We start from the raw sequence: 26,640 nt of genomic DNA, 5'->3' as shown, positions 1-26,640 counted from the left end.
GTGTGGGTGTCGAGGCGGCGGGCGGCGTCACTAGCCCAGTGGGACCCCCGGTGAACCCCCCGGTGGGACCCAGAGATCCTGGATGGTCTCCAGGATGTCCTCGACCTGGCCGGTGACGCTCTTCGGCAGTTCTGCCCGCTTGCCCCGCCCCTCGATCTCCCTCCGCAGCTCCTCCATGCGGTCGGCGTTCTGCCGCTGGGCGGTGCCGTTGCGCAGGTCGGAGGCGTCGTCCAGCTTCGAGTCGCCGCAGTCGCACTTGCCCGAGGGCTTCCTGCCGGTCACCGATTCGGGCAGGTTCGACGGGCCGTGGGCCGGGCAGCCGGCGTCGGTGTTGTGCACCAGCAGGTCCAGCGCGCCGGCGAGCACGTAGAACGTGTGCGTCGTGTCGACGGTGAGGTTGTAGACCCGCTCCCGCTCGGTCCGTTCCCGGGTGGCCAGCACGGTCCCGGTCCCCCCGGTGGAGGTCAGCAACCGCTCGCCGTCGGCCAGGTCGCCGGCCTCGACCCAGGTGTCGCGCTCCGGTGACCAGAACGGATGGCCCTCGGTGGCGGTCACCGAGGCGGTGGCCGAACCGCTCGGGCCGTCGGTGTCCACCTCGACCTCGACCAGTTCCTTGCGCCCCTCGCCGACGATGACGGCGGTGACCGCGAAGGCCCCCGTGCGGCCGGTGGTGGGATCGGTGGAGAGCACCTTCTCCCCCACCTCGACCTCGCTGATCGGCTTGGTCGAGCCGTCGGCCATGCGGACCAGCGTGTCGCCGGTGAAGCTGTTGCCGGTGGCGCAGGACGCGACGTCGGCCGCGTCGTCCGCCCGCCGGGCGGTGGGCACCCGGGTTCCCCCGCGGACGACATCGGCGATCTCGTCGCCGTGCTTGGCCGCCATCCGCGCCGCCCGCGCCGCCCGCACCGCGCCGCCGCCGACCCCGCCGAGCGCGAAGCCGGCCACGGTCGCCGCCGTCCAGGCGCACGCCTCGAGGTCGCCCTTGCTCACGCAGTCGACCAGGTCGGTGACGCCGACGGCCTCGGCGGCGAAGCTGAGCGCGTCCTTCACGTACGGGGCGGCCGCCTGGGCGAAGTCCGCCACCGCCTCGGTCGCCTTGGAGACCTCCTCGACGACGTTGCCGACCGCCTGGACCGCCGACTGGTAGATGACCTTGGTCGCCTGGACCGTGTCGGCCACCACGTCCCGGACGGTGGCGACCACCGCGGCCGGGATGTGCGCCGCCGCCGAGACCACCGTCTTGATGGTCGACACGACAGGCTTGAGCGCGGCGGCCACGGCCTTGACCGGGTTGTGCTTGACCGCGTACTCGATGGCCCGGCGCGCGGTCTCGGTGACCCGCCGCTTCATCTCGTGGATCACCCGGCGCGCCTGCTCGGCCTTCTGCCTCGCCCAGGTCATCCCCGCCGAGGCGGCCGTGCTCACCGTCTGCCACGCGCGGGACGCCTTGCTGGCGACCCAGTTCGCCGCGGACCTGATCTTGCTGCCGACCCAGCTGACGGCGGTGCGGGCCTTGTCGTAGAGCCACCTGGCTCCGTTGGATATCGCGTTGCCCACCTTCCTGATGGCCGAGCCGACCCAGCTGGCCGCCCGCTTCACGCCCGCCCAGGCGTAGCTGGCCGCCCGCTTCACCCCCGACCAGGCGCTGGCGGCGACCCGCTTCACCCCGGACCAGGCGTTGGAGGCGACCCGCTTCACTCCCGACCAGGCGTTGGAGGCCGTCTTCTTGACCCGGTTGACCACGGACTTGCACCAGCCGCACGAGGGCCAGTAACCGTCCGGGTCGATGTGCGCCAGCGGGTCGCCCGCCGCGTACGTGTACCGGTTCGCCAGGATCGAGTCGCCGGTGCTGTAGTTGGCGGTGTCGCGGGAGACGAAGCCGCCGGTGCCGGGCTCGTACCAGCGCGCGCCCATGTCGACCTGGCCGGTGGTCGGGTCGGTCCAGTCGCCCTGGAAGCCCAGGTCGCCCGTGTCACCCTCGGTGGCGACGACCGCGCCGAAGGGGTCGTACGCCTTCGAGTCGGTGAGCTCGGTCAGCGCGGTGTCCGTGGGGTCGATGCCGGCCACCACGTCGCCGTGCCCGTCGGTGAGGGCCAGCAGCTGCTCGTCGCCCTCGCCCACGGCGAGGACCTCGCCGGCCGGCCCCCGCGAGAAGCGGCCGGTGCCGTCGCTGACCACGTCGTCGGCCAGACCGGCGTACCCGAACGGCGAGCTGCCACGGGCCGCCACCCGGTTCAACGCGTCGTACGTGTACGTCACGCTGCCCGCGGTGGTGAGCCGGTCGAACGCGTCGAAGGTGTACTTCTCGGTCAGCCCGGCGCTGGTTCGCGAGGCGAGCGTGCCCCGCGCGGTGTAGGTGTAGGTGTAGTCCGAGTCGGACAGCAGCCGGTTGCGCTCGTCGTAGCTGGCCGTCTTCGCGCCCGCCCGGATCCGGTTGCCGGAGGCGTCCCAGGCGTACGCCACGGTGCCCTGCGGCCCGGTCCACGAGATCAGGCGCCCGGCCAGGTCGTAGGCGTAGGTGTGCTTGCCCGCCCCGGCCGTTCCGGCCGTGGTCTTGCCGATGAGCTTGTCGTCGGCGTCGTAGGTGTAGTTGACCGAGCTGACCGACTGCCCGGTCGCGTTGCGGGTGACGTCGCTGCTCAGGCGCGCCAGGTTGTCGTAGGCGAAGGTGCGGGTGCGGCCGGAGCCGTAGTCGATGCCGATCGGCTGCCCGGCGGCGTCGTAGGTGTAGCGCTGGGTGACGCCGGTGATGCCGTCCCGGGCCGCGGTCAGCCGCTGCCGGGTGTAGGTGTAGCTGGCGGTCCCGGACGCGTCGGTCTGGCTGGTCAGCAGGCTGTCCGCGTCGTACTGGAAGCGGGCGGTGCCGGCCCGGCCGGTGGCGCTGAGCATGTTGCCCCGGTCGTCGTAGCTGTACGTGTCGGTGCCGACCGGCGCGGCGGCCCGGACCAGCCGGCCGGCCAGGTCGTAGCCGAGGGTGCGCTCCGGGCTGCCGGCACCGCTGCCGGTCTCGCCGGTCAGCCGGCCCGCCGCGTCGTAGCTGCGCAGCCGGTTCACCCCGCCGGGCGCGGTGAGCCTGGTCGGCTGCGCGCCGATGTTGTACGCCACCGTCCAGGTGCGGTCGGCCGCGTTCGGGTGGGCGGTGGTGGCCGGCTCGATCTGCGACTCCAGCAGGCCCCAACTGTTGTAGGTGGAGATGGTGCGGTTGCCCCGGCCGTCGGTGTAGCGGGTGGGGTTGCCGGCCGCGTCGTAGCCGAAGCCGGTGGTGATCGAGGAACTGGTGGTGGTCGGCTCCACCTGCCGGACCAGCCGGCCGAGCGTGTCGTACTCGTAGGTGGTGGTGACGCCGCGCGGGCTGACCGCCGAGGTCAGGTTGCCGGCGGCGTCGTAGCCGTAGGTCTGGGTGCGCAGGGTCGAGCCGTCCGGCGCCACGTCCGACTCGGCCGTGATCAGCCCGAGCAGGTCGTAGTCGATCCGCTCGGTACGCCCCAGCCCGTCGCTGACGCGCACCTGCCGGCCGGCGTAGTCGTAGCCGTAGCTGGTGGCCACCCCGGCGGGGTCGACCACCCGGGTGAGCTGGCCGAACACGTCGTACGTGTTGGTGGTGGTGGCGCCACCGGGCGACACGACCGACGTGACGTTGCCGCCGTCGTCGTAGCGGTACTGCCTGGTGAGGGTGCGCGGGGTCGGGTACCGCTCCAGCACCGTCGCGGTCACCTGGCGGTCGAGGTCGTCGTAGGTCGCCTCGGTCCGGCTGCCGGTGGGGCTGGTCGCCGACAGCAGCTCACCCGTGCGGGTGTAGGTGTACCGGGTCACCGCCCGGTCCGCGGTGCCCGCCGGCTCGTCCCGGCTGACCAGGCGACCCATCTGGTCGTACTGGTACCGGGTGGCGTTGCCACGCGCGTCGACGGTCTCGACCACGTTGCCCGCCGGGTCGTAGCGGGCCGTCGTGGTGGGCTGCAACGCGCTCACCCCGGCCGGCGGCGCGTACGTCGGGGCGGTGCTGCCGACCTGACGGCCCAGCCGGTTGTAGGTGAAGCTGCTGATCTTGCCCCGGGCGTCGGCCGTGTGCACCGTCTCGTCGAAGGTGTTGTAGCCGGTGACGGTGGTCGGCGTGACGGTGGTCGGCGCGCCGCCGTTCTCCTCGGCGGCCACCGCCGGGGCGACCACCCGGATCTGGCGGCCCAGCTCGTCGTGCGTGTAGCGGATCGTCCGCCCGAGCGGGTCGGTGGCGGCGGTCAGCAGCCCGCGCTGGTCGTACGCGCTGGTGGTGACCCGGGTGACCGTGCCGGCGACGACCGTCTGGCGGACCGGGTTGCCGCTGTCGTCGTAGGCGTAGTCGACCTGCTCACCGGCGGTGGACAGGGTCCACGGCACGTTGGACGGCCGCCCGGCGCGGGTCATCCGGGTGACGTTGCCCATCGTGTCGTACGTGTACGACGTGGTCAGCGCGGCGGCACCGGGATTGACCACGATGCTGGCGACGGCGCCGGCGGGAGTGTACGTCTGCTGGGTGACCGAGGTGCCGTTGGCCGAGGCCTGCCGGGTGCGGTTGCCGGCGCCGTCGTACGTGTTCTCCTCCACGACGTAGTCGCGCTTGCTGCCGTCCGGGTTGCGGAAGTTCTTCAGCACGAGGCGGTGCAGCTGGTCGTCGCCGTAGTACTGGTACTCCAGCCGCCGGCCCATCGCGTCGGTGTCGCTGGCCATCCGGCCGGCGTGGTCGTAGGTGTAGGTGTGCAGCACCAGGTAGTCGCCGGTGCTGGGGCCCTCGTCGCCGGCGTACGCCCGCAGGCGCACCTCGGCCAGGGCGTTGCGCGCGGTGTAGGCGTAGTCGTACCGGTTGCCGTTCGCGTCCACGACGGTGGTCTCGTTGCCGAACCGGTCGTAGTTCTTGACGGTCTCGTTGCCCTCCGCGTCCGTGGTCTTGATCGGCCGGTTGGACTGGTCGTACTCCCAGGTGCTCACGCGGGTCTCGTCGTCGCCGCGCACGTCGTCGACCTCGACGCGGATCACGTTGCCGTCCACGTCGTAGGAGGTCGTGGAGCGCTTCTGGTGCGCCTGGCCCGTCACCGCGTCGGTGGTGGCCGGCGCGGTGACGCTGACCGGCCGGGACAGCGCGTCGTAGGTGTGGCTCGTGACCACCCCCGCCGGGTGGCTGTCGGAGATCTCCGTGGTGGTGAGCAGCCGACCCAACGCGTCGTAGGTGTGGGTGGTGACCAGCCCCGACGGCTCCGTGGTCCGGTAGAGGTCGCCGTTCTGGTAGTACGCGTAGCGGGTGATCTTGCCGCGCGCATCGGTGGTGGTCAGCAGCAGGCCGGCCGGCACGGTGCCGCCGCCGTACGCCGCCTCGCCGCCGGTGGTGTAGGTGTGCCGTACGGTGCCGCCGTCCGGGTTGACCTGCGTCGCCAGCTCGCCGAACGGCGTGTGGGTGTAGCTGGTCCGGTAGGTGTTGTCGGTGGCGCTGGCCGAACGCCCGTCCCGCGACTCGGTCGGCAGGTCGTTACGCGGGTCGAACGGGTCCGTCACCGTCGCCGGGTAGGTCGTGTAGGCGGTGTGGCAGACCCCGCCTGCGCGGCAGGTCCGCTTGGAGGTGACGTTGCCGCGCTGGTCGTGGCCCATCCGCACGGCGTCGCCGTTCTCGTTCGTGACCACGGTCTGGTTGCCGCGGTCGTCGTACTCGAACGTGCGGATCGCCATGCCCTCCAGCGGGTGCCGCACGAACACCGGCCCGCCCGCGTCCCCTGGGATGACGGTGCAGAACGAGGGGTCACCCGGATCGGGCGTGGAGCACACCTCCGTCGGCGGCGGGGGCGGTGGCGGCGTGGGCGAGCCGGGCCGGTCCTCCTCGCGGATCTCCAGGCCGAGCGGCGTGCCCGAACGCAGCAACTGGCCGCTGAGCGCGTCGTACTCGAACAGGTGCGGCCGGTTCGCCGGGTCCAGCACCTGCACGCTGCGGCGCAGGTCGGTGTCGCCGCCGAAGACCAGCGGTGCGCCGATGGTCCACATGCCGCCGTGCCGGTCGGTGTGCTTCGTGACCCGGTCGGCCGCGGTGTCGTAACTGAACTGCGCCGCGATCTTGCCGCTCGGCAGGGTCACCGTGGTCAGTTGGTCGGTGCCGGCGGCGTACCGGTGGTGCGCGGTGACCGCCGCCTGGCCCAGCGGGTGGGAGTAGACGGCCACCTCGTCGATGACACCGGCGAAGTGCCGGCGGGCCGTCGTGCCCCACGCCGGCCAGGACGCCGGGGTGGTCGCGTACGCCGCGCCGAGCTGGTTGAAGGTGAGCAGCGAGTGCTCGACCGTCGTGCCGGTGCGCTCGGCCATCTTGACGCCGTCGAGGTAGAGCGTCTGCACGCCGCCCATCGCCGACAGCACCGCGTGGTGCCAGCGCCCGTCGTTGACGGCAGCGGTCGAGGTCAGCGGCGCGATCGGAGGGCCGCCGAACTGGCCACGGAGCAGGCCGTCGGTGCCCACGTACAGCACCGGCACGCCCGTGGTGGAGGCGGCGCCGAGCGCCTTGTCCTGGTAGCCCAGCAGCGGGCCGCCACCGCCGGTGGTGCTGGCCTTGAACCACAGCTCGACCGCGGTGTCGCGGGCCTTCTTCACCGCGCCCTTGGGCAGGTCGACGAGCGAGGAGGTGCCGTTGAAGGTGGCCGCGGTGTTGCCGGTGCCGGTCAGCGCGCCCGCCGTGCCGAGGGTCACGCCCGTGTGGACACCCGCGTCCTTGCCCAGGTTGACGGCGACCTCGCTGCCGGCGGCGGTGCCCTGCGGCTCGCCCAGGCGCCAGTACGACTCGGGCTTCGCGTCAAGGACACCGGTGCGGTAGTTCGAGCCGGCCGCGTAGCCGTACCGGGTGCAGGCGTTGCCCGGGGCGCAGACCGAGGTGAGCAGGTCGCCGCTGTAGGTGTAGGTCCAGGTCGGCGCCACGCCGTTGACCGCGTCCGCGGCGACGCTCGTCACGTGCGCGCCGGTCCAGGTGAAGGTCAGCGACCGGCCGGCCGTGTTGGTCTGGCTGTTGGAGACCCGGGCCCGGGCCAGCTTGCCGTCGGTGGCGTTGTAGGTGAGCACGATCGACCGCAGGGCCGCGTCGGTGATCTTCGTGAGCCGGCCGGCGGCGGAGAACTGGTACGTCGTCCTCGCCTTGTCGACAAGTGTCCAGAGGGTGCCGTTCCAGGTCAGCGAGGCGGTGCGGCCGGCCGGGGCGGCGAAGGTGCCGTCGGGGTTGCGGCCGAAGCGCACCTGCTGGCCGTCCGGGTAGGTGACCAGCACGTTGCCGGAGCCGTCCGCGTCGGGGACGACGCCCATGTCGTACCGGGTCGACCAGCCTGCGCCGAACGCGCCGGCGCGGCGCGGGTCGAGGCTGTTGTAGGTGCGGACCAGGTTCAGCTCGGGACCGACGGTGGTGACCGTGGCGTCCACCGCGGTGGTGGACACGTTGCCGGTCTGGGCGTCGAACTCGCGGTCGCGCGCCGCCGTCGTCGCGCCCGCGATCCGCGAGGTGATCTCCGGCTGGGGCACGGCGGTGAGCAGCGTCGAGGTCGGCGACGGCACCTCGTTGCCGCCGTCCTTGACGATCACCCGCCACCGGTAGGTCTTGCTCCAGGACAGCCGGCCGGCCGGCACCGTCCAGGCGGTTCTGGCCTGGAAACCGGAGTCGAAGCAGCCGGTCGTGCCGCCGGCCGCCGTCTGCTCGCACACCTCGAACCTGTAGGACAGCGACAGTCCCGGGGGCGCGTCGATGTCCAGCGCACGGGCCCACAGCTGCGGGGTCAGGGTCTGCGCGGAGTAGCCGTTCGGCGGGTACAGCTCCTGCACGACCGGTGGGATGTCGACGACCTCGAGCACCATCCGGGCGGGCGGCACCTGGTGGTCGGTGAAGACCACGCCCCCGGTACGCACCATCGTGAAGTCGAGGAAGTACCGCCCCGGCGGCAGGGCCTTGATGGTCGCGTTGAGGGTCACCGCGGCGCCACGGGCCACCGGGGCCGTCAGGTTGGCCGCGCGCTGCTGGGTGACCGCCGCGCCGGTCTTGGCGTTGTAGGCCCGGTAGGCCAGGTAGTAGTCGCCGACCGCCCACGCGCCGGCGCTGCGGTTGGTCACCGTCACGGCGACCCGGCCGTCCTGGTTCTGCAACACCGGCGGGTTGGGCACCGGCTTCGGGATCTGGTACGAGGCGTTGTACGGGCTGTGCGTCACGTACAGCCTCGGCGGGTTGGCCGTCTGGGGGCCGGCGAACCGCTTGCCGCTGAGCGGATCGGTGGAGGCGCGCAGCGACAGGCCGTGGTTGGCCTGTTCCCCGTTGACCCACCGCTGCACCAGGTTGCCCCCGGCGCCGCCCAGGTCGAACGCCTCGGCCGCGGTCGGGCAGGCCGAGGAGCTCTCGCCGAACGCCACGTGCCCGTGCGCGAACGACCGGGTGGCCAGCGCGGCGCCGACCGCCGGCCCGGGGTAGGAGTAGCCGGTGCCGGCCGACCACGCGGCCGTCACGGGGTGCACGGTCACCTCGCGGGCCCGGCAGGAGTCGGCGTCGTAGTTGACCACCTGGAGCTGGGCGCCGTAGATGGTGTGGTGCCGCAGCCGGTCCACCAGCCCGCCGAACTTGACGTACGACGCGGCGTTGGCGCCGTCCACCGTACCGACGCGCAGCTCGCTGGCGCCCGAGGCGGAGCCGCCGCCGTGCACGTACATGGCCGAGTCGGCGGCGCCCTCGGCGACGGGCAGTTCGACCGTCGGGTCCAGGCGGACCGGGTAGACCCGGGCCGGGTCGCGCAGCCAGCCGTCGTCCACGGACACCCGCAGGTGGGGCTTACCACCGACGGTACGCAGCTGGTAGCTGACGGCCATCGAGGTCATCGGAACCGGCGCGGCGTCGACCATGTGGCCGGGTGGGAAGACGGCCCGCACCGTGCCGGCCGCGTCGGACAGCTCCACGGAGCCGTCGCGCACCGCCGCGGTGAGCCCTTCGAGGCCCAGCGGGAAGTCGTACACCCGTGAGGCCTTCGGGGAGCGCAGGACCAGCGTCTCCTTCAGCGCGCCGGGGCGCGACTCCAGCTCCAGGTCCACGCCGGGCAGCACGCCGCGGTAGGTGACCAACGCCCCGTCGGCCTCTCCGGGAACCGACGCGGCGCCGGCCAGCCCGTACGACACGGCCTGACCGCCGGCGAGGGCGAAGCGGGCCACGGCCGGCGCGTCGGCCCGGGCAGCGAGCCGGACCTGCACCGCGTCCGCCGTGTTGCGCCAGCCCGAGGCGGCGTCGCCGGTCAGCCGCGGGTCGATCGGCGCCCAGCCGCCGGTGGCGGTCCGGAAGTTCACCGGCGCCGCGGAGAAGACGGTGGTCTGGGTGCCGTCGGCATTCGCGTAGACCCGCCGGTACGCGTCGCGCTGCGGCGCGAGCTCCCGACTGGTGGCCGACTGATAGCCGCGCGCCGGTGTGACCGGTGGCTGCTGCATGGTCGCCGTGTTCGCCGGGACACTCGGTCGCTGCGTCAGCGAGTGCTGCGGGTAGCGCGACCGCTGGGAGGCGGGGACCTTCCGGTTCGTCCGCGACCGCGTCGCCGCGACGGTCTCCGACTCGCCCTCCCACCGCTGTCGCGGCGCCTCGGCCCTGCCCTGCCCACCACCGGCCCCGTCGGCCAGCACGTCGAGGCCCGCCTTCGGGGGATCGATCGGCGGCGGCAGCTCCCCCACCCCGGTCACCGCGATGACCAGGGCCATCGCCCCCGCCAGCGCCGGGACCAGCCTGCGACGCAGTGGCGGTCGCGCGTGCCACAGCCCGGGGAGCAGGTCGACGGCCCGGTCACCTGACGTGCTCTTGTTGCCGTCGCGCATCGCCGACCTCCGTGGCGCACAGAAGTGTTCTTCCGCACCGCGGCACGCGATGCCGCCAATGGATATCGTGGTGCGGCACCCCGGTTCGACGTCGATACCCAACCGTTATCCACAGTGGAAGTTCAACCGCTGTCCGGTGGCCGGCTGAACGCATGCGGACGCGTCGGCGCGACGTGGGAACATCCTGGGCGATACCGGGCCGCGTCCGCGCTGAACTGCTCCCGCTCATCCTCGCTGCCGGCTGGTGAACGTCCCGGCGCGCTGGCGCACCACCTCCGGCAACCACTCCACCACCGCAGAAACGCCAGCCAGCCGGCGCCGTCCTCCTCGGAGGCGACATCCAGGCCGAGGACTTCACGTTGACCGTCGGCGTTGACGCCGACCGCGACCAGCGCGTGGACGTTGACGGTGCGACCGGCCTCGCGGACCTTCATCGTCAGCGCGTCCATCCATACGAACGTGTAATGGCCCGAGTCGAGGGGCCGGTTGCGGAGCGCCTCCACCTGCACGTCCAGATGGGCGGCCATCTCTGAGACCTGCGACTTCGACAGCTGCCGGATCCCGAGCTGCTCCACCAGTTTCTCCACCCGCCGCGTCGACACCCCGAGCAGGTAACTCGTGGCAACCACCGACACCAGGGCCTGCTCGGCCCGCCGCCGGTGCGTCAGCAGCCAGTCGGGAAAGTAGCTGCCCTGCCGCAGCTTCGGGATCGCCAGGTCGATCGTCCCGGCTCGGGTGTCCCATTCGCGCTGCCGGTATCCGTTGCGGGAGTTGACCCGCTCGTCGCTGCGCTGCCCGTAGCCAGCGCCGCAGATCGCATCCGCCTCGGCAGACATCACCGCCTGCACGAACGTCTTGATCATCGCCTGCAACATGTCCGGCGACGCGCCCTCGATCTGCTCGCGCAGCAGGTCAACAGGGTTCACACTCTCTGATGCGGCCATCGCGTCCTCTTCTCCTTCTTTGACTTGGTCGTCTTGAAGGATCGACGCGATGGCCGTCTCTCATCGACGCAACACGCCCATCACGGGCAAGTCGCACACCACTTCCCTGGACGCAACCCCGTCGGTAGCGCACGCCTGCCGGCACGGAGCAGCAGCGAGACGAATGCCTTGGGGAAAGCGCGGAGGTAGCCGGTGGCAGGGTGAGGGCTAGCCTCTTGGGTCATGTCCGACCCTGCGCCGCGTGCCTTGCTGTTCCTTGACGTGGACGGCACCCTCATCCCGCTCGGCACACCCACGGCGGCTCAGCCGAGCATGCCGCATGGCCACACCCAGGCACCGGCCCTACCGGCCGACGCCCATCCCCTGCTACACAAGGTCAATCCGGCACACGGCCGCCGGCTGAAGGCTCTGCCATGTGATCTGGTGTGGGCGACGACCTGGATGCGCGACGCGAACGACGTACTCGCACCCCTGCTCGGGCTACCGACCCTGCCCGTCGTGGACTGGCCCGACTCCGACGAGGTTGGCGTCCTGCACTGGAAGACACGTGGGCTGGTCGAATGGGCGCAGAGACGCCCCTTCGTCTGGATCGACGACGAGATCTCCCACGCCGATCAGCAGTGGGTATCGACTCATCACCACGCCCCGGCCCTGCTACATCGAGTCGATCCCCGTCGCGGACTGACCGAGCTCGACTTCACTGTCATTGAGAGCTGGCTCAGGCGGGCGTGGTAGGGCGAGCTCCATGCCGTCGCAGTCGCCGTGCTTGACGGGCTGTCTGACCACTCGGGACCGGCGTTGACGAACGGTGCGCCGGAACGGCGACACCGGTAGCCGGCTTGGCTGCTCTACGGGGACGGAACGCTCGGAAGCAGGTCGTCGTCGAGTCCGGTCTGGGGTAGCCCGGCGGCAGCGGCGAGGGCCTCGACGGCGTCGACCAGGGTGGTGGTCTCCGGTAGGACGAGTTCGCCTGGCCAGCCCAGGACGTCATGGGCGGCGTACCAGCCGCTCATGTGCTCGGCCGTGAACTCAGTGGCCTGCGGGCGGGTGAGATGCCGGCGCAGGGTCTCGGCCAGGGACACGTCGAGGTAGCAGAACAGGGACCGCCCTCGGTGGCCGTCCCGCAGGGAAGTCAGCATGCTTCGGTGGCGGCTGCTGTGCATGATGCCCTCCAGCACGACGTGATAGCCGTGGTCCAGCGCGAACCGAACGGTCTGCCCGATCAACGCCGGTGCCGCACCACCGGGCCTGTCCCGCTCGCGTAGCAGGATGCGGCGTAGGTAGTCCTGCTCGACCAGGGCGCAGCCCCGACCGTGCCGGCGTCGTAGCTCGCGGGCGATGCTGCTCTTGCCCGAGCCGGAGTTGCCCCGGATGCAGACGAGGATCGTATCCGGGCTGCCAGTGGGTTCGGCGACCACGATGCCTCCTCTGCTTCAGTCGTTGCGGACGGTGAGGTCGAGGGCGGCGATGATCAGCTGAGTGAGGTCGGGAAGCTGGTCCGCGCCGAGGGTGACGCCGCGCAGGTTGTCCAGCGGCGTTTTGAGGCCGTGGAGCCGACTGCCCCGCAGGTCGATGCCGTCGAGGTGGCAGGAGTCCAGTTCCAGGTCGGCGAGGTCACATGACCGCAGCGCGATGCGAGGTAGGCGGCAGGAGGACCACGCGCCGTTGGTGAGAGTGCAGTCGGTGAACGCGACCGAGCCGGCGGCGGTGACGCGGTGGAAGGTGGCGTAGTCGAAGCGGCAGCCGTCGAACAGGACGTCCTTGAGTCGTACGTCGGTGAGTCTGGTGCCGGTGAACCGGGAGCCGGTGATCGCACACCGCTCGATGGTGATGCCGGTCAGGGTCGCGCCGGAGAAGTCGGTGCGGGTGATCTCACAGCCGTAGAGGCTGCCGGCTTCCCAGGTGCTCTCGCTCAGGTCCACGCCGGTGATCAGGCTGCTGCGGATACTGACGTCCTCAAGGTGCGAGCCGTGCCACGCTGCGCCCTCGACGACGGCCTCGGTGAGGCTGCCGTCCAGGTCCGACGTGGTGTCGAGGTCGTCCGGTTCGAGGTCCGGCAGCAGGACCTTCACGTCGCCGATCGTGGTGGTACGCATGTGTCCTCAACCTGTGTGGGCGCGGGGTGGGCACGCCACCCCGCGCGTCCCGTCGCGGGGCTACGTCTTCTTGTTCCAGTTGTCCCAGCCGGGTCGACTGTCGAACCTACCCTTGTTGTCCCAGGTGGGGCGGTTGTCGAACTTCGCCGCGTCGATCGACGCTACCGACCGCTCCGGGTCCACGCCGAGGCGGGCGAGTTGCTCGGGTGTAGCGTTGACGAGGACCGCGAGGGCGCTGGTCATGGTGCTTCTCCTTGAGGGGTGAGGTGATCCGCAGCCGCACGGACGAGGGCCTGTCGGGTGGTCCGGCAGTAGGTCGTTTCTCGGGCGGTGAACGTCGAGTGCTCGAAGTAGCGGTTGCCGGCCTGGGCGCCACGGCAGAAGTCGTAGAAGGTGCAGTGGTCGGCGCAGTCGTTGAGGGCCGTAACGAACTCGGCGACGTAGCCCAGGTCGCCGGCGCCGGCGATCATGGCGGTGATGGGTTGCTGGAGGACGTTGCCGGCGATGAAGTCGCCATATCGCGGCTCGGTGATGCCGAGCAGCTCCGGTGACAGCAGCACCACCTGCCCGTCCCAGGAGACGGTCGGGATCGGCTCGTACGGGGCGTGGTCGACGTGCCCGGCGCGGGTGGCGGCGAGATAGTCGGTCAGCCGGTCCACGTCGCGGATCCGCAGCGGGCTGCCGCCGACGCGCCGTGCGATAAGGCGCTGCCAGAACCGGTACGCGGCATCCTCCGACACCGGTGCCCGGTCGGCGCCCTCCTGCTCTTCGATGTTGAAGCCCACCGACTCGCAGCCGGGCAGACCGGCGAAGAAATCGACGAGGGCTTCCGCGTGGCCGATGGTTTCCGGGGTGACAACGCAGATCACCGAGTACCCCAGCTCCGCGTCGGCCAGGGCCTGCATGCCGCGCAGGGTCCGGGCATCCGTTGACGTGCCGGCCCGGTCGAGGCGGTTCCGGTTCAACACGCCGGGTCCGTCGAGGCTGACCCCGACCTCGAAGCCGTAGGTGGCGAAAAGCTCGCACCACTGGCGGTTGATCAGCGTGGCGTTCGTCTGGATCTCGTGACGCACAATGCCCGCGCGCCGCAGCTCCTCGAACGGAGCCAGTAGATCCCGGAACAGCCCGATGGGTGTGGCGGTGGGTTCGCCCCCGTGCCACACGACGCTTACGGGATGACCGCTGTTCTGCTGGGCGATCGACTCGGCGCAGGCCTGCGCGACCGCGCCGCTCATCAGGCGGAGGGATCGCCGGTCGGGCAGGTAGCAGTAGGTGCAGTCGAGGTTGCAGAAGCTCGTCGGCTGCACGACCAGGGTGTGGAAGCTGCCGGCGATCGCCGGCTGGCCGGTGGCGCCGATGAGGCCGATGCCGTTCACGAGGAGCCCTCTTCGAGGCTGACGGCCGTGGTGGTGGTGCTGACGCGGTAGGCGTGGGTGTGACGGACGGGCCAGCCGAGGAACCGGTCGGACATGTCGGCGGCGCTGCCCGTGACGCTCGGGTTGAGCCGGTGCAGGTCGTCGATCGAGTCATGCAGGCAGCCGGCCAGGTAGAGGAACAGGCTCACCTGCACTTCTCGGTACTCGGCTAGGAGCGCGAGCTTCGCTGCGCCGCAGGGCCATGGCTGCCCGCATCGGCGGCACAGCCACAGCGGGCGCATCGGCAGATGTTCCATCTCGGCTGGCACGGGCCGGCTTGCCGCGAGACGGCGCTGCTGCCCCGTCACCGGCGACCGCCCTCGCGGGCCTGCTGCGCGAACAGCCGACGCCACACGAAGGTGAGCAGCGGCGGATCAGCGGGCCACACCTGCCCCGGACAGGCCGTCCACCTCGGTTCGGGACGCCGGGACTGGCCGGACATGACGTTACGCGAGACGTACAGCGTCATGCCGCCACCCCCCACCAGAGACGATGAGCGGCGGGCTCGCCGGGGGAATGGCGAGCCCGCCGCCGCATCACGGCGGCTGGGAGCAGACCGCCGATCGCCCGCCCGCGCAGCCCTCATGGCAGTACGCAGGCGGGGCCTGTTCCCCACGACTGAGGGAGTATCGGAAGCTGGTGTCCGACGCGCCGGCAGACTCCCTTGCCTTGCGGGGACTTCGTCGTTCATGCCGAGCTCCCTGGCGTGAGGCTGCGATTGCGTGCTGGCCATCTACTCGTCAGGAGTGGCGCCCAGCACAATCAGGTTCGCCCGGTGAGCGCGGCGCGGGAATGTCCTGTCGGTGCACTCACGGTGCACCTGCCAGCACGCCAAGTGTCGTTACGATCGTCCGGCCGACAACTGTCCCCAGCGAGAGGACGTGCGATGGCTGCGGTGACGACCTGGACCGGCCGGGAAGCGAACGCGCTGCGCCAGGCGTTGCGGATGAGCGTCACTGGCTTCGCCGAACACCTCGGTGCGGCCCGGCGGACGGTGGCCAAGTGGAGCAGCCAGGGCGACAAGATCCACCTGCGTGCGGACATGCAGGCCGCCCTGGACACGGTGCTGGCGCGAGCCACCCCAGAGGTCCGCGAGCGCTTCGAAGCACTGGTGAGAGCAGGTACCAGCGGTGCACTTGCGGATCCCGCGCCGCTGACTGTCACCGCCACGCACGTCCATACTGGCGCAGGCGGTACTCACCACATCGACTCGGACGGCGACGTGCGGCGCAGAGATCTCCTGACAGGCGTGACGATCAGCGGCATCGCCCTGCCGCACGTCGCAACCCTGCTCAACGCACTGGTCGCACCATCGCCTCGCGGCACCGAGCCGGTCGCTCTACCGCTTCGGCAATTCGCTCGAGACGTCGCCGCCGCGAAGATCGAGTACCAGGCGTGCCGGTATGAGCAGGTTCTCGTCCGACTCGTGGCCCTCTTGCCTGCCCTCGAACCGACTCGCGCGAACAGCGAAGGCGAGCAGCTAGCGCAGCTCGACGCCTTGGCCGGCGACCTCTACCACGTCGTCGGCAGCGTATTACTGAAGGTCGGTGACAAGGGCATGGCCTTGGTCGCCGCTGAACGCAGCACCCGCGCCGCTGCGATCAGTCAGGATCCGGTGGCGATGGCAGCGAGCGCCCGGATCATGACCCACGCCCTGATGAGCAACGGCCACACGGCACAGGCACGGCAGTTCGCCGAAGACGCGGCCGAAACCCTCCGGCGCAGCACCCGTCTCGCCTCGACCGAGGCGGTCGCCGTCTACGGCGCTCTGCTGCTCCGTGGTGCCATCGCCGCTGCCCGCAACGAGGACCGGGACAACGCACAAGCCATGCTCGACGAAGCCGCCGATGCCGCCGGACGGCTCGGCTACGACGGCAACGACCGGTGGACCGGCTTCGGCACCACCAACGTCCTGCTGCACCGCGTCAACATCGCGCTGACCCTGGGCGACGCCGGCACCGCCATCGCTCTCGCTCGCCAGGTACCGCTGGACAAGATCGACCTCGCCGAACGCAAGGCCTCCCTGTTCGTCGACGTGGCACGCGCCTACACGCAGTGGGGACGCTACGAGCAAGGCCTGGACGCTCTACGCGGCGCCTATCAGGTGGCACCAGAGGAGATCCGGTGCCGGCCAGCGGTTCAACGCATCGCCAGCGACCTGGCAGTCCTTACCCGGGGACACGTTCGCAGCACAGTCCTCGACTTCGCCCAGCACGCTGGGATCTGCGTATGACCAACGGCCACCTGCAGATCGTTGTCTGCGCTGCCGGGCCCGCCCCAGATGTGACACAACTGGTCGCCAATGCGACGCAGCAGTCGTGGACAACGGCGGTCACCGCCACCCCCAGCGCCCTCGACTTCATCGACGCGGCAGCGATAGAGCGGCTGACCGGGCACCCGGTCCGATCCACCTACCGGTCGTCCCCCGGCACCCGCCGCTCCCTCCCCGCCACGGACGCACTCATCATCGCCCCCGCCACCTACAACTCCGTAAACAAGATCGCCCTCGGCATCGCCGACAACTACGCGATGACGACGATCGCAGAGCTGATCGGCCGGCAGGTGCCTACCGTGGTCGTCCCGTTCGTCAACGCCGCCCTGGCCAACCGCGCACCTTTCCAGCGCGCCGTGACGAATCTCCGCGACGAGCGCGTACGGGTCATCCTCGGGACCGAGGACGGATGGGAGCCGCACCCGTCCGGCAGCGGCAACAGCCGCCAGCGGGCCTTTCCGTGGACGGCGGCGTTCGAGGCAGCGACCCGGATGGCTGGCGACACGCCGGACAGCAGCACCGATCGGCGCTGATCCAGCTTGGGTCCACCGGCTGGATAGCTTGTGTCCACGATCACGACACCGTGTCTATGGCTTACCGGAACTGTCCAACCGCTCCCGAGCACCCGGTGAGCACCCAGCCACCGCCCGCGTACACGAAAAAGGCCCCGACCCGGTGTGAACCACCAGGCCAGAGCCTTTATTGCTGGTGCGCCGCCAGGGACTCGAACCCCGAACCCGCGGATTAAGAGTCCGCTGCTCTGCCAGTTGAGCTAGCGGCGCTCGTTGGCAACGGGGAGAAGATTAGCATGCCTCCCGAGGGGGGTTCCAATCCGATCCCCGGCTCCCCCCTTCGGCCGAGCTTACCCGGCATTCGAGGACGAATCGGCCGGGCGCACGAGGACAGGGGGCGGACAAACGGCGACCATGCGGCACGATGTGCGCCAGGTACGCGAGAACAGAGGTGGGGATGGGCATGTTCGCGCGGGCCGGGGCGATGGTGGGCGCCCTCGGCCTGGTGGCGTCGCTGGCTCTGACGGGCTGCGGCGCGGAGCAGAAGAAGCAGGCGGAGTTCGTCGGCGGCACCGCGCCGGCCACGTCGGCCACACCGGGTGCGGCGGGCACCCCGGCCGAGCCGGGCACCCCGGCCGCGCCGAGCGGTCCGCCGCTGACGGTGAGCCCGGCCGACGGGGGGAAGAACCGGCCGGTCAGCTCCGAGATCAGCGCCGAGGTGCCCGGCGGCGGGAAGGTGTCCAGCGTCACGCTGGCCGCCGCCAACGGCGGCCAGGTCGAGGGGCGCCTGCGCGCCGACGGCTCGTCCTGGGTCCCGTCGAAGCCGCTGAAGTACGGCACCCGTTACACGGCCACGGTCACCGCCACCGGCCCCGACGGAACGACCAGCCAGGGCAAGAGCACCTTCACCACGATGGCGAAGCCCAAGTCGGTGATCAGCTCCGGCCTCTACCTCTTCGACGACAAGACCTACGGCGTGGCGATGCCGGTGGTCACCGAGTTCCACCCGGGGATCCCGAAGAAGGACCGGGCGGCGGTGCAGAAGCGCATGTTCGTGCAGACCGATCCGCCGCAGCCGGGCGCCTGGCACTGGGTGGAGAACGGCACCCAGGCCTACTACCGCGCTCCGGAGTACTGGAAGCCCGGCACCACGCTCACCGTCCGGATCGCACTGGCCGGCATCCCGCTGAGCAACGGCCGCTACGGCAACGTCGACCGTGCGGCGACCGCCAAGATCGGCCGGGCGTTCGAGATGCAGGTGGACAACGCCACCAAGAAGATGACGGTGTACGAGGACGGCCAGGTGGTCCGCACCCTGCCGGTGAGCCTGGGCAAGAAGAAGACCCCGTCCTCCAGCGGCACGATGGTCGTGATGGAGAAGAAGGAGTCCACGGTCTTCGACACCCGCGACGATCCGGACCCGGCGAACCGCTACGTGACGGAGATCGACTTCGCCCAGCGGCTCACCTGGGGCGGCGAGTACATCCACGCGGCGCCCTGGTCGGAGCACGTGCAGGGCCGGCAGAACGTCTCGCACGGCTGCGTCAACGTCTCCATGGCGAACGCCCGCTGGCTGTTCGGGAAGACCAAGGTGGGCGACCCGATCACCATCAAGGGCACCGAGCGCACGCTGGCACCGGGCAACGGCTGGACGGCGTGGAGCCAGAGCTGGTCCGAGTTCGTCAAGGGCAGCGCGGTGCCGGTGCCGGAGGCCGGCGAGGGGTCGGCCTTCTGAGGCACACCCACCGACGATCCGGCGACCGGCCCGCACCCGCGGGCCGGTCGCCGTTTTCGTGGCCCTGCCGCAACGCCGTCCGGGCCGCGACGCCGGCGACGCCCGGGAGCCCGCGCTACCGGCAGGTGCGCGGGTCGGGAAAGGCGAGCGCGCCTCGGCAAAGCCATGGATCTTATCAACATCCGGACATCTCGTACGGCGTGTTTCGGTTCACCTTGCGGAACGGGTACCTGCCCCGGTGCGTCAGTGAGGGACGATGGGCAACCGGGGACCACGACTGTGAGGGAATCATGCGAGCTGTCCAGGACCAGCTGATCCGGCACGGGGACGACCGGCGGGGTCGACGACGCCGTGGGTTCGCGGCGGCGGTGCTCGCCGTGACGCTCGCGCTGGCCTCCGCCTGCACCGACGGCGGCGGGGGCAAGCCCTCGGGCGGCTGGCAGAACGGCGACGACCAGCCCGCCGCGCCGAAGGCGGCGGCCACCATCGTCGAGCCCAAGGCCGACGCGAAGGACGTGCCCGCGTCCACCGGCATCACCTTCACGGCGACGGAGGCGGAGCAGACCAGCGTCGAGCTGAAGGACTCCGCCGGTGGGGCCGTCGAGGGCGAGCTGGCGGTCGACGGCAGGAGTTGGCTGCCCGCCGGCGCGCTGAAGTACGGCGAGACGTACACCGCGACGGTGACCGCGACCGGCGAGGACGGCCGACCGGCTACGGCGACCAGCACCTTCACCACCATGGCGAAGCCCGGCAAGCAGGTCCGGATCAGCAGTTTCCTGGGTGACGACCAGGTCGTCGGCGTCGGCATGCCGCTGATCGTGAAGTTCAGCCGGGCGGTCCCGGAGGACTACCGCGACGACGTGCAGAGCCGGATGACTGTCACCTCCGTACCGGCGCAGGAGGGCATCTGGCACTGGGTCAGCCCGACCGAGATCCGCTACCGCCCGAAGGAGTTCTGGAAGGCGAACAGCACGGTCTCCTACCGCGTCCAGGCCGGGGGCCTGCCGCTGGGCGGCGGCTGGTACGGCCGGGCGGACCTCAGCGTCGGCATCAAGGTCGGCCCGGCGGTGGTCATGACGGTGGACAACAAGACCAAGCGGATGACCGTCACGAAGGACGGCTCTGTGATCAAGACCATCCCGGTCAGCCTCGGCAAGAAGAGCACCCCGTCCTCCAGCGGCACGATGGTGGTCATCGAGAAGCTGCGCAAGACGGTCTTCGACACCTTTGAGGAGCTGGGCCCCGAGGAGGGCTACCGCACCAAGATCGACTACGCCCAGCGGCTGACCTGGGGCGGCGAGTTCATCCACGCCGCGCCCTGGTCGGAGGGGCAGCAGGGCCGGGTGAACGTCTCGCACGGCTGCGTGAACGTCTCGATGGCCAACGGCGCCTGGCTGTTCGCCAACACCCGCGTCGGCGACCCGATCACGGTCAAGGGCACGGAGCGCAAGCTCCAGAACGGCAACGGCTGGACCGACTGGAACATGAGCTGGGAGCAGTACGTCAAGGGCAGCGCCCTGCCGTACGAGCCGCCCACCGAGGCCGCCCCGGAGCAGACCGGCGAGCCCACGGTCACCCCGACCACCTGAGCCCCGCAACGCCGAAGGCCCCCTCCGCGAGGAGGGGGCCTTCGGTAACCGGGTGACTGATGGGAATTGAACCCACGACAACCGGGACCACAACCCGGTGCTCTGCCAACTGAGCTACAGCCACCATGCCGTTCACACCCGATGGATCCACGCCCGGTCGATCGCCCCGGGCGGGGTGCGGACCAATAATAGCCCCACCCCCGCCCGCCGCGTCCAGCGGGTTCCGCCGGGCCGGCTCAGAGTCCGGCTGCTATTGCCTTGGCGGTCTCCACGTCCGGCCCGGGCAGGGGCACGAAGAGGGTCCGCCGGTAGTACTCCAACTCCCGGATGCTCTCCCGGACGTCGGCCAGGGCCCGGTGCGCGAGCCCCTTCTGGGGCTGGCCGAAGTACACCCGGGGGTACCAACGGCGGCACAGCTCCTTGATCGACGAGACGTCGATCATCCGGTAGTGCAGGTGCGCGTCGAGGCGGGGCATGTCCCGGGTGATGAAGCCCCGGTCGGTGGCGATCGAGTTGCCGCACAGCGGGGCCGTACGCGGATCCTTCACGTGGCTGGCCACGTAGTCCAGGACCATGTCCTCGGCCTCGGCGAGGGTCACCGTGGAGCGCCGGACCTCCTCGGTCAGCCCCGACTTGGCGTGCATCGTCGCCACGATCTCGGGCATCGCCTCCAGCGCCGCCTCATCGGCGTGGATCACCACGTCGACGCCGTCCCCGAGCACGTTGAGGTCGGGATCCGTGACGAGCGCGGCGACCTCGATCAGCTTGTCCCTGCCGAGGTCCAACCCGGTCATCTCACAGTCGATCCAGACGAGAAGATCAGCCACCGGGACAGCCTACGCGCAGCCCACCCGGCCGCGCGCCCGCGCACAGGGGCGCGCGGTGACCGCTAGGGTTTCCTCCGTGCCAGCCGAACCCGCCGCACCGCCCGCCGTCACCGACGACGATCCCGGTGGCCGTACGGTCCGTCGGCTCGTCGCCCTGCTGGCGCTGGCCGCCGTGCTGCCGGCGCTCTACCTGCCCGGCATGGTGCACGACTTCTTCGACCTGAAGATCTACATGCGGGCGATGGACTGGTGGGCGGCCGGGAACCCGCTCTACGACTACGTGCAGCCCGACCGGGTGCAGGGCGAGCTCTACTTCACCTACCCGCCCTTCAGCGCGCTGCTGCTGCGCCCGTTCGCGCTGCTGCCGCTGGGCGCCACCGTGGCGATCTTCACGATCCTGACGGGCCTGGCGGTGGTGGTCACGACCCGGTGGCTGCTCGCGCCGGTGATCGCCCGGCACGGGTTGCCCCGTGTGTTCAGCCTCACCGTGGCTGTCCTGTTGGTGCTGGCCGTCGAGAGCACCCGCGAGACGATCACCTTCGGTCAGATCAACATGCTGCTGGTCGTGCTGATCCTGGCGGACCTGCTCTTCGCCGTACCCCGGGCGAGCCGGTGGGCCGGCGTGGGCGTCGGGCTGGCGACGGCGCTCAAGCTCTTCCCGGGCATCTTCATCGTCTACCTGCTGGCCACCCGCCGGTGGCGGGCGGCGGCGGTGGCGAGCGCGACGGCCGCCGCCGCGACCCTGCTCGCCGCCGCGGTCGCGCCGCGCGACTCGTGGCGGTTCTGGACCCACGAGCTGTGGGCGACCGACCGGGTCGGCCGCACCGACTACACCGGCAATCAGTCGCTGTTGGGCCTGCTCAGCCGCATCACCGCGCCGGAGAAGCCCCACCAGCTGCTCTGGCTGCTGCTGGTGGCGGCCGTCGCCGGGTACGGGCTGTGGCGCGCCGCGCGGGCCGCCCGCGCCGGGGACACGCTCACCGGCCTCGCCCTGACCGGACTGGTCGGCTCGCTGGTCAGCCCCATCACCTGGACCCACCACATCTACTGGTTCATCCCGGCGGTGGTGGTGCTGACGGACGCGGCGCTGAGCGCCGACGCCACGACCGGCGAGGGCGCCCGTCGGCGACGTCTGCTGGCGGCACTCGCCGTCGGCACCTCGGCCCTCATCGTGTACGGGGTGGTGACCTTCCACGACTGGGGCATCGCCCCGGTGCGTACGGACTCGCCGGGCGAGTTCCTGGTGCGCAACACGTACGTGCTGCTGAGCCTGCTGCTGCTGGTGGCCCTGCCGGTGCGGCGGGAGTACCGCAGGTCACCGGAAATGGACAGTCTTCCCAAGTAGCGCCTTCATCGCTAATCTGGTCGTAACTACCTCAGACGTCTCTCGGGTAGCACCGATCCCCCGGTGAGGGCGGCCCTCCGCGTCGGCAGCGCGGAGGGCCGCCCGCCGTCCGGGCCCCGCGTGGGATGCCGGCACAGGGGGCGGAGGCCGGACGCGGGTCAGCGCGGATCGTCGGGCGACTGCCGGCCGGAGTCGGAAGTGCCGGCACCGGAAGCGGCAGCGCCGGGAGTGCCAGCCTCGGAAGCGGCGGCGTCGGCAGTGCCGGCACCGGAAGCGGCGGAGCCATGAGCGCCAGCGCCGGCAGCGGCGGCGCCATGAGCGCCAGCGCCGGCAGCGGCAGCGCCGGAAGGGGCGGGGCGGCGGCGGTCCGCTGCGGAGACCGGGTCGGCCGTCTCCTCAGGGGCGGCCGGCGGCCAGGCCAGGGTGAGGTTCACCTCGGGCGGCCGGAGCGCCGGGTCGCCTTCGGCGAGGTCGGCGAGCGTCGCGGGGCGGCGGGCGGGCACCGGCCCGATCGCCGGCCGGGCCCCCGTGGGGGCGGCGCCGACCGAGGCGAGCTGACGCCCGGCGACGCGCGACCGGTCGCTGTCCCGGGTCGGCTGCGCGCCGAGGCCGGCGAGCGAGGTCACCCCGAGGCGGCCGGCGAGCACCGGCACCTGGTCCGGCTCGACCACGAAGACCACCTCGCGGGGCCGCACCGGGCGCAGCAGGAGCAGGGCCAGCGCCACCGCCAGCACCCCGCCGGCCAGCAGCCCGGCGGTCGTCGGGGCGGTCCAGCCGGCGCGCAGGCCGGCGCGCAGTTCCAGGCTCAGGTCGGCCCGCCCGTCGGGACGCATCACCACCAGGCTCAGCCGCCGGTCGGCCAGCTCCGCCGGGGTCCACTCCAGCGCGCCGATGCCCTCGCGTACCCAGAAGGGCTGGCCGATCGGCGCGACCGACGGCGTGGGGCCGGCGGACGGTGCGGGATTGGCGGACGGCGCGGGGCCGGCGGGCTGCAGCCGGACCGGCAGCGGCCCCCGGGCCAGCGCCACCCGGCGCACCTCGGCATGCGCAACCGGCTCGAGCCAGCGCCGCACCTCGTCGGCGGGCGCCAGGCCGACGAAGGCCGGGCCGTCGGGCGTCCGCGCGTCCAGCCGGAGTCGGGCCTGCCCGGCGCGGGTGAACGGCGCCTCGGCCCGCAGCAGCTCGTCCACGTCCCGGACGACCATCGCGTGACCCGGGGTCTGCACGGTCTCGAACCGGGCGCTGAAGGCGCCACCCGGGTCGGCCTGCCGGGCGAGCAGCGTGAGCGCCCCACCGGCGAGCAGCGCCGTGATCCCGACCGTCAGCAGCAGCATGGCGGCGAGCACCCGCACGATCCGCATTCGCCTCGTCCCCCTCCGTAGCCGGATACCCGGCCGACCTTACCGACGTGGGGCGAACCAGCAGCGGATATCCACGGCACGGGGCCAGGAAAGCAGCCGGCCCGCCGGATGGTCCGACGGGCCGGTGGGCGGTACGACCGGGTCACTCCTGCGACGTCGGCGCCCGCCGCGTACGCGAGAACGCGAGCCCGCCGAGCAGCAGGCCGCCCACGCCGGCGACCAGGCCGGCGACCGCGAGCCCGGTGGCCACGTCGTCGCTCCCGGCGTCGTCATCGTCGTCGTCGCTGGCGGCCTGCGGCGCGGCGGTGCCGGTAGGGGCGGCCGACGGCGAGGCCGCCGTGAGGGTGAGCACCGGGGCGGGGTTCTCCGGCTCCTCGCCGCCGGGGAGCGGCTCCTCGATCCACCGCTGCACGTTGCCGTCGGAGTAGGTCTGCAAGGTCTTGAAGACCATCGTCTCGACCTGCGGCAGCGGCCCCATCGACACCGGGAACTCCTGGAACTGGCCGGGCTTGACCGCCGCGCTCCCGGTGGCCGTCCAGGTGAGCTTGGAGACGACCTCGCTGAGCTGGCTGCCGTGCACCTCGACCGGCGGGTCCACCTTGCGCTTCTCCACCGCCACCGTCCAGCCGGGCACCGGCATGGTCGACACGGAGCCGACGGGCGCGTTCTCCGGCAGCACGACCTCCAGCTTCGTGGTGGAGGCCGTGTCGCTCTCGTTCGGCACCCGGAAGGCGAACCGGCCGTAGCCGCCCTGGGTCGCCTCCTGCGGGTTGACCGTGACGTGGGCCGAGGCGGGCGCCGCGAAGCCGAGGACGGCGGTGGCGACGGCGCCGAGCGCCAGTGCGGCGGCGGCGCTTGCGGTACGCCGGTGACGGATCATGGTGCGAGCCTTCCTGTTACCTGATCGGCACGGTGGCGGTCACCGTGGCCTGGTCGATGTCCGAGGTGCGGGCCGTGATGCGCAACTGCCACTCCCCCGCAGCCGGAAAGTTGATCTCGCCGGTGGCGTGGTTGTCGGTCAACGGCAGCAGCGGTACCTGGATCGCTTCGATCCCCGCCGCCGGCAGGGCGACCGTGGCCCGCCACTCCACCACCGGCTGGGGCCGGTTGTCCTTCGTGTACGCGTAGAAGTGCACGGTGTTGTTGCCCCGCTCGGCCGGGTCCAGCTCGATCTGGAGGTCGTAGTTCGGGCTGGACAGCGTCGTGGAGAAGAAGCCACCCGTCGAGCCGGCCACGTCGGCGCCGGCGGTGCGGGCCGGGGTGGTCTGCACCAGGACGGCGGACAGGCCGAGGACCACCGCCGTGATCGCCAGTTCCGCCCAGACCGCCCGCCGCATCGACGTCGGCCGGCCGGCCGCGGTGCGCCGGCGCACCAGCTGCCGGGAGTACGCGGCCACCGCGATCACCAGCGCGAAGAGCCCGATCTTGCCCAGCACCAGCCGGCCGTAGGTGGTGTCGACAAGCGCGCGGGGGGTGGCCACCTCGATCAGCGCCTGGACGGTGCCGGCGAGCAGCAGCGCCGAGACGGCCAGCGCCGCCCAGCGCGACCAGATCGGCAGGATCGCGCCCAACTCACGCTCGTCGGCCCGGGTCAGCAGGAAGACGGCGAGCATCACCAGCCCGCCCATCCATACCGCCATGCCGCCCAGGTGGACGGCGTCGACGACCACGGAGACCGCCGGGGCGGGCGAGGCCGCCGGGTGCCCGGCCAGCGGCCAGGTCACCAGCGCCGCCGCCCCGAGCACGCCCAGGATGACCAGATCGCTCCGCTCGACCGGCCCCGCCATCAGGGGTCGGAGCAGGAAAGCCGCCGCGGCCAGCAGGCCCAGCCGGACCAGGTGCGCGGCGCCGAAGGAGCTGCCCAGCACGTCGCTCAGCCCCTCGCCGGTGACGTCGAACACGCCGCCGCCGGCGGTGTAGGGCACCTGGAGCAGGAGGTTCGCCACCGTGGAGACCGTCAGCAGGCCGAGCCCGGCCCAGGCCAGCCGGGCCGGGCCGCGCCGGGGCAGCCGCCGGGGCCAGAGGACGGCGAGCACCAGCGTCGGTCCGACGAGCAGCAGCAGGCCGGCGTAGCCGGCGTACTTGGCGACCTTGACCGCGTTGCCGACGACCGGGTCGGCCCGGCTGTCGTCCCCGCTGTCGACCGGGGGCGTCGAGGGCGCGCCGACGGAGTAGGTGAACGCGCCCGACACGGGGTGGCTGTCGGAGGAGATGACCCGGTAGCTGACCAGGTAGGTGCCGCGCGCCCCGGCGGGGTCGACCGGCACGGTGACGACGGTGCCCTCGAAGGCCGGTTCGCCGCGGTCGGCGCGGGAGCCGTCCGGTGCGATCACCCGGATCTTGCCGGTCACCTTGCGGACGGGCTCGCTGAACGTGAGGACGACCTCCGCCGGCGCGTTCGACACCACGGCCGAGGCGATGGGGCTGCTGCTCACCAGCACCGCGTGGGCGCTGGCGGGGCCGGCGGGGGCGATCAGCAGGGCGACGACGGTGACCAGCAGGCCGGCGACGGCGAGCAGCCGGGCGACCGGGCGGCGGATGGCGACACTCATGCCGGCAATGCTCTCGAATCCGACCGGTCCGGCGCGACTCCGACCATGCCCCGCGCCGCCGGAACCCGCCCGCCCGGGACGACTCCGAGGATGCCCCGCGCCGCCGGAACCCGCCCGCCCGGGACGACTCCGAGGATGCCCCGCGCCGCCGGAACCGGCCGGGTCGGCCC

General features: G+C 71.7%; 17 protein-coding genes, 2 tRNA genes and 1 pseudogene. 6 read left to right on the top strand and 14 right to left on the bottom strand.

Translation table 11 applies throughout. From position 1 onward, the window contains the following. Positions 1-30 precede the first annotated feature (30 nt). Entirely contained in the window at positions 31-9,822 is a 9,792-nt protein-coding gene (locus ACN27A_RS28050) for a polymorphic toxin-type HINT domain-containing protein (protein WP_421457567.1), read from the bottom strand. 293 nt (positions 9,823-10,115) lie between these two features. Further along, positions 10,116-10,766 (bottom strand): annotated as a pseudogene (locus tag ACN27A_RS28045) (IS256 family transposase); the annotation flags it as partial. Positions 10,767-10,988: 222 nt separating this feature from the next. Here ACN27A_RS28045 and ACN27A_RS28040 point away from each other — a divergent pair. After that, positions 10,989-11,501, top strand: a complete 513-nt coding sequence (locus ACN27A_RS28040; RefSeq protein ID WP_421457565.1) for an HAD domain-containing protein — start codon at positions 10,989-10,991, stop codon at positions 11,499-11,501. 113 nt (positions 11,502-11,614) lie between these two features. On the opposite strand, the gene ACN27A_RS28035 is transcribed toward ACN27A_RS28040, so the two are convergent. Genes ACN27A_RS28035 through amcA (ACN27A_RS28010) form a run of 6 tightly spaced genes read right to left on the bottom strand, consistent with a single transcriptional unit; the run spans position 11,615 to position 14,746 of the window. Further along, positions 11,615-12,184 carry a kinase gene (locus ACN27A_RS28035; protein WP_421457563.1) on the bottom strand — a complete coding sequence of 190 codons (570 nt, stop codon included), beginning with the start codon at positions 12,182-12,184 and terminating at the stop codon, positions 11,615-11,617. Positions 12,185-12,199: 15 nt separating this feature from the next. Beyond that, on the bottom strand, positions 12,200-12,862 hold the full coding sequence (locus tag ACN27A_RS28030) for a pentapeptide repeat-containing protein (protein WP_421457561.1): 663 nt from the start codon (positions 12,860-12,862) through the stop codon (positions 12,200-12,202). Positions 12,863-12,922: 60 nt separating this feature from the next. Further along, a complete protein-coding gene (gene amcA, locus ACN27A_RS28025) occupies positions 12,923-13,105 on the bottom strand; it encodes a multiple cyclophane-containing RiPP AmcA (protein ID WP_421457560.1) in 183 nt (60 codons plus the stop codon). Then, positions 13,102-14,238, bottom strand: a complete 1,137-nt coding sequence (gene amcB / locus ACN27A_RS28020; protein WP_421457558.1) for a cyclophane-forming radical SAM peptide maturase AmcB — start codon at positions 14,236-14,238, stop codon at positions 13,102-13,104. Before amcB ends, amcA (ACN27A_RS28025) begins: the two co-directional genes overlap by 4 nt. Beyond that, positions 14,235-14,585 (bottom strand): hypothetical protein, encoded by a 351-nt coding sequence (locus ACN27A_RS28015; protein WP_421457556.1) that lies wholly within the window; start codon positions 14,583-14,585, stop codon positions 14,235-14,237. Before ACN27A_RS28015 ends, amcB begins: the two co-directional genes overlap by 4 nt. Beyond that, positions 14,582-14,746 carry a multiple cyclophane-containing RiPP AmcA gene (gene amcA, locus ACN27A_RS28010; protein WP_421457554.1) on the bottom strand — a complete coding sequence of 55 codons (165 nt, stop codon included), beginning with the start codon at positions 14,744-14,746 and terminating at the stop codon, positions 14,582-14,584. Before amcA (ACN27A_RS28010) ends, ACN27A_RS28015 begins: the two co-directional genes overlap by 4 nt. A gap of 417 nt (positions 14,747-15,163) precedes the next feature. Between amcA (ACN27A_RS28010) and ACN27A_RS28005 the strand changes: the two genes are divergently transcribed. Then, positions 15,164-16,510, top strand: coding sequence for a hypothetical protein (locus ACN27A_RS28005; protein ID WP_421457553.1), 1,347 nt, complete (start codon positions 15,164-15,166; stop codon positions 16,508-16,510). Next, on the top strand, positions 16,507-17,082 hold the full coding sequence (locus ACN27A_RS28000; RefSeq protein ID WP_421457551.1) for a flavoprotein: 576 nt from the start codon (positions 16,507-16,509) through the stop codon (positions 17,080-17,082). Before ACN27A_RS28005 ends, ACN27A_RS28000 begins: the two co-directional genes overlap by 4 nt. A gap of 173 nt (positions 17,083-17,255) precedes the next feature. On the opposite strand, the gene ACN27A_RS27995 is transcribed toward ACN27A_RS28000, so the two are convergent. After that, positions 17,256-17,331, bottom strand: a tRNA-Lys gene (locus ACN27A_RS27995). A gap of 187 nt (positions 17,332-17,518) precedes the next feature. Here ACN27A_RS27995 and ACN27A_RS27990 point away from each other — a divergent pair. Together ACN27A_RS27990 and ACN27A_RS27985 are read left to right on the top strand one after the other, a co-directional pair. Further along, entirely contained in the window at positions 17,519-18,796 is a 1,278-nt protein-coding gene (locus tag ACN27A_RS27990; protein WP_421457549.1) for an Ig-like domain-containing protein, read from the top strand. Positions 18,797-19,086: 290 nt separating this feature from the next. Then, positions 19,087-20,385 (top strand): Ig-like domain-containing protein, encoded by a 1,299-nt coding sequence (locus ACN27A_RS27985; protein ID WP_421457547.1) that lies wholly within the window; start codon positions 19,087-19,089, stop codon positions 20,383-20,385. A gap of 51 nt (positions 20,386-20,436) precedes the next feature. Here the strand turns inward: ACN27A_RS27985 and ACN27A_RS27980 are convergent. Together ACN27A_RS27980 and orn are read right to left on the bottom strand one after the other, a co-directional pair. After that, positions 20,437-20,509, bottom strand: a tRNA-His gene (locus ACN27A_RS27980). A gap of 112 nt (positions 20,510-20,621) precedes the next feature. Next, entirely contained in the window at positions 20,622-21,212 is a 591-nt protein-coding gene (orn, locus tag ACN27A_RS27975; RefSeq protein WP_421457546.1) for an oligoribonuclease, read from the bottom strand. 76 nt (positions 21,213-21,288) lie between these two features. Here orn and ACN27A_RS27970 point away from each other — a divergent pair, with 76 nt between their 5' ends. Beyond that, a complete protein-coding gene (locus ACN27A_RS27970) occupies positions 21,289-22,557 on the top strand; it encodes a glycosyltransferase family 87 protein (RefSeq protein ID WP_421457545.1) in 1,269 nt (422 codons plus the stop codon). Between the two features lie 158 nt (positions 22,558-22,715). Here ACN27A_RS27970 and ACN27A_RS27965 read toward each other — a convergent pair whose 3' ends face one another. The 3 genes from ACN27A_RS27965 to ACN27A_RS27955 all read right to left on the bottom strand — a co-directional run bounded on the left by ACN27A_RS27965 (position 22,716) and on the right by ACN27A_RS27955 (position 26,479). After that, positions 22,716-23,918, bottom strand: coding sequence for a hypothetical protein (locus tag ACN27A_RS27965; protein ID WP_421457544.1), 1,203 nt, complete (start codon positions 23,916-23,918; stop codon positions 22,716-22,718). 142 nt (positions 23,919-24,060) lie between these two features. Then, positions 24,061-24,798, bottom strand: a complete 738-nt coding sequence (locus ACN27A_RS27960; protein WP_421457542.1) for a YcnI family protein — start codon at positions 24,796-24,798, stop codon at positions 24,061-24,063. 16 nt (positions 24,799-24,814) lie between these two features. Then, the gene (locus tag ACN27A_RS27955; RefSeq protein ID WP_421458632.1) at positions 24,815-26,479 is read right to left on the bottom strand and encodes a copper resistance CopC/CopD family protein; all 1,665 of its coding nucleotides are present in this window, start codon (positions 26,477-26,479) and stop codon (positions 24,815-24,817) included. Positions 26,480-26,640: the final 161 nt, after the last annotated feature.

It is taken from the genome of Micromonospora sp. WMMD737 (assembly GCF_049179055.1).
Taxonomy (GTDB): domain Bacteria; phylum Actinomycetota; class Actinomycetes; order Mycobacteriales; family Micromonosporaceae; genus Micromonospora; species Micromonospora reichwaldensis.
This window is presented reverse-complemented; position numbering and strand designations above follow the sequence as displayed.

Excerpts from the sequence above, each read along its gene's own strand:
- ACN27A_RS28050 (WP_421457567.1), bottom strand. The coding sequence starts at position 9,822 with ATGCGCGACGGCAACAAGAGCACGTCAGGTGACCGGGCCGTCGACCTG.
- ACN27A_RS28040 (WP_421457565.1), top strand. The coding sequence starts at position 10,989 with ATGTCCGACCCTGCGCCGCGTGCCTTGCTGTTCCTTGACGTGGACGGC.
- ACN27A_RS28030 (WP_421457561.1), bottom strand. The coding sequence starts at position 12,862 with ATGCGTACCACCACGATCGGCGACGTGAAGGTCCTGCTGCCGGACCTC.
- amcA (WP_421457560.1), bottom strand. The coding sequence starts at position 13,105 with ATGACCAGCGCCCTCGCGGTCCTCGTCAACGCTACACCCGAGCAACTC.
- amcA (WP_421457554.1), bottom strand. The coding sequence starts at position 14,746 with ATGACGCTGTACGTCTCGCGTAACGTCATGTCCGGCCAGTCCCGGCGT.
- ACN27A_RS28005 (WP_421457553.1), top strand. The coding sequence starts at position 15,164 with ATGGCTGCGGTGACGACCTGGACCGGCCGGGAAGCGAACGCGCTGCGC.
- ACN27A_RS28000 (WP_421457551.1), top strand. The coding sequence starts at position 16,507 with ATGACCAACGGCCACCTGCAGATCGTTGTCTGCGCTGCCGGGCCCGCC.
- ACN27A_RS27990 (WP_421457549.1), top strand. The coding sequence starts at position 17,519 with ATGGGCATGTTCGCGCGGGCCGGGGCGATGGTGGGCGCCCTCGGCCTG.
- ACN27A_RS27985 (WP_421457547.1), top strand. The coding sequence starts at position 19,087 with ATGCGAGCTGTCCAGGACCAGCTGATCCGGCACGGGGACGACCGGCGG.
- ACN27A_RS27965 (WP_421457544.1), bottom strand. The coding sequence starts at position 23,918 with ATGCGGATCGTGCGGGTGCTCGCCGCCATGCTGCTGCTGACGGTCGGG.
- ACN27A_RS27960 (WP_421457542.1), bottom strand. The coding sequence starts at position 24,798 with ATGATCCGTCACCGGCGTACCGCAAGCGCCGCCGCCGCACTGGCGCTC.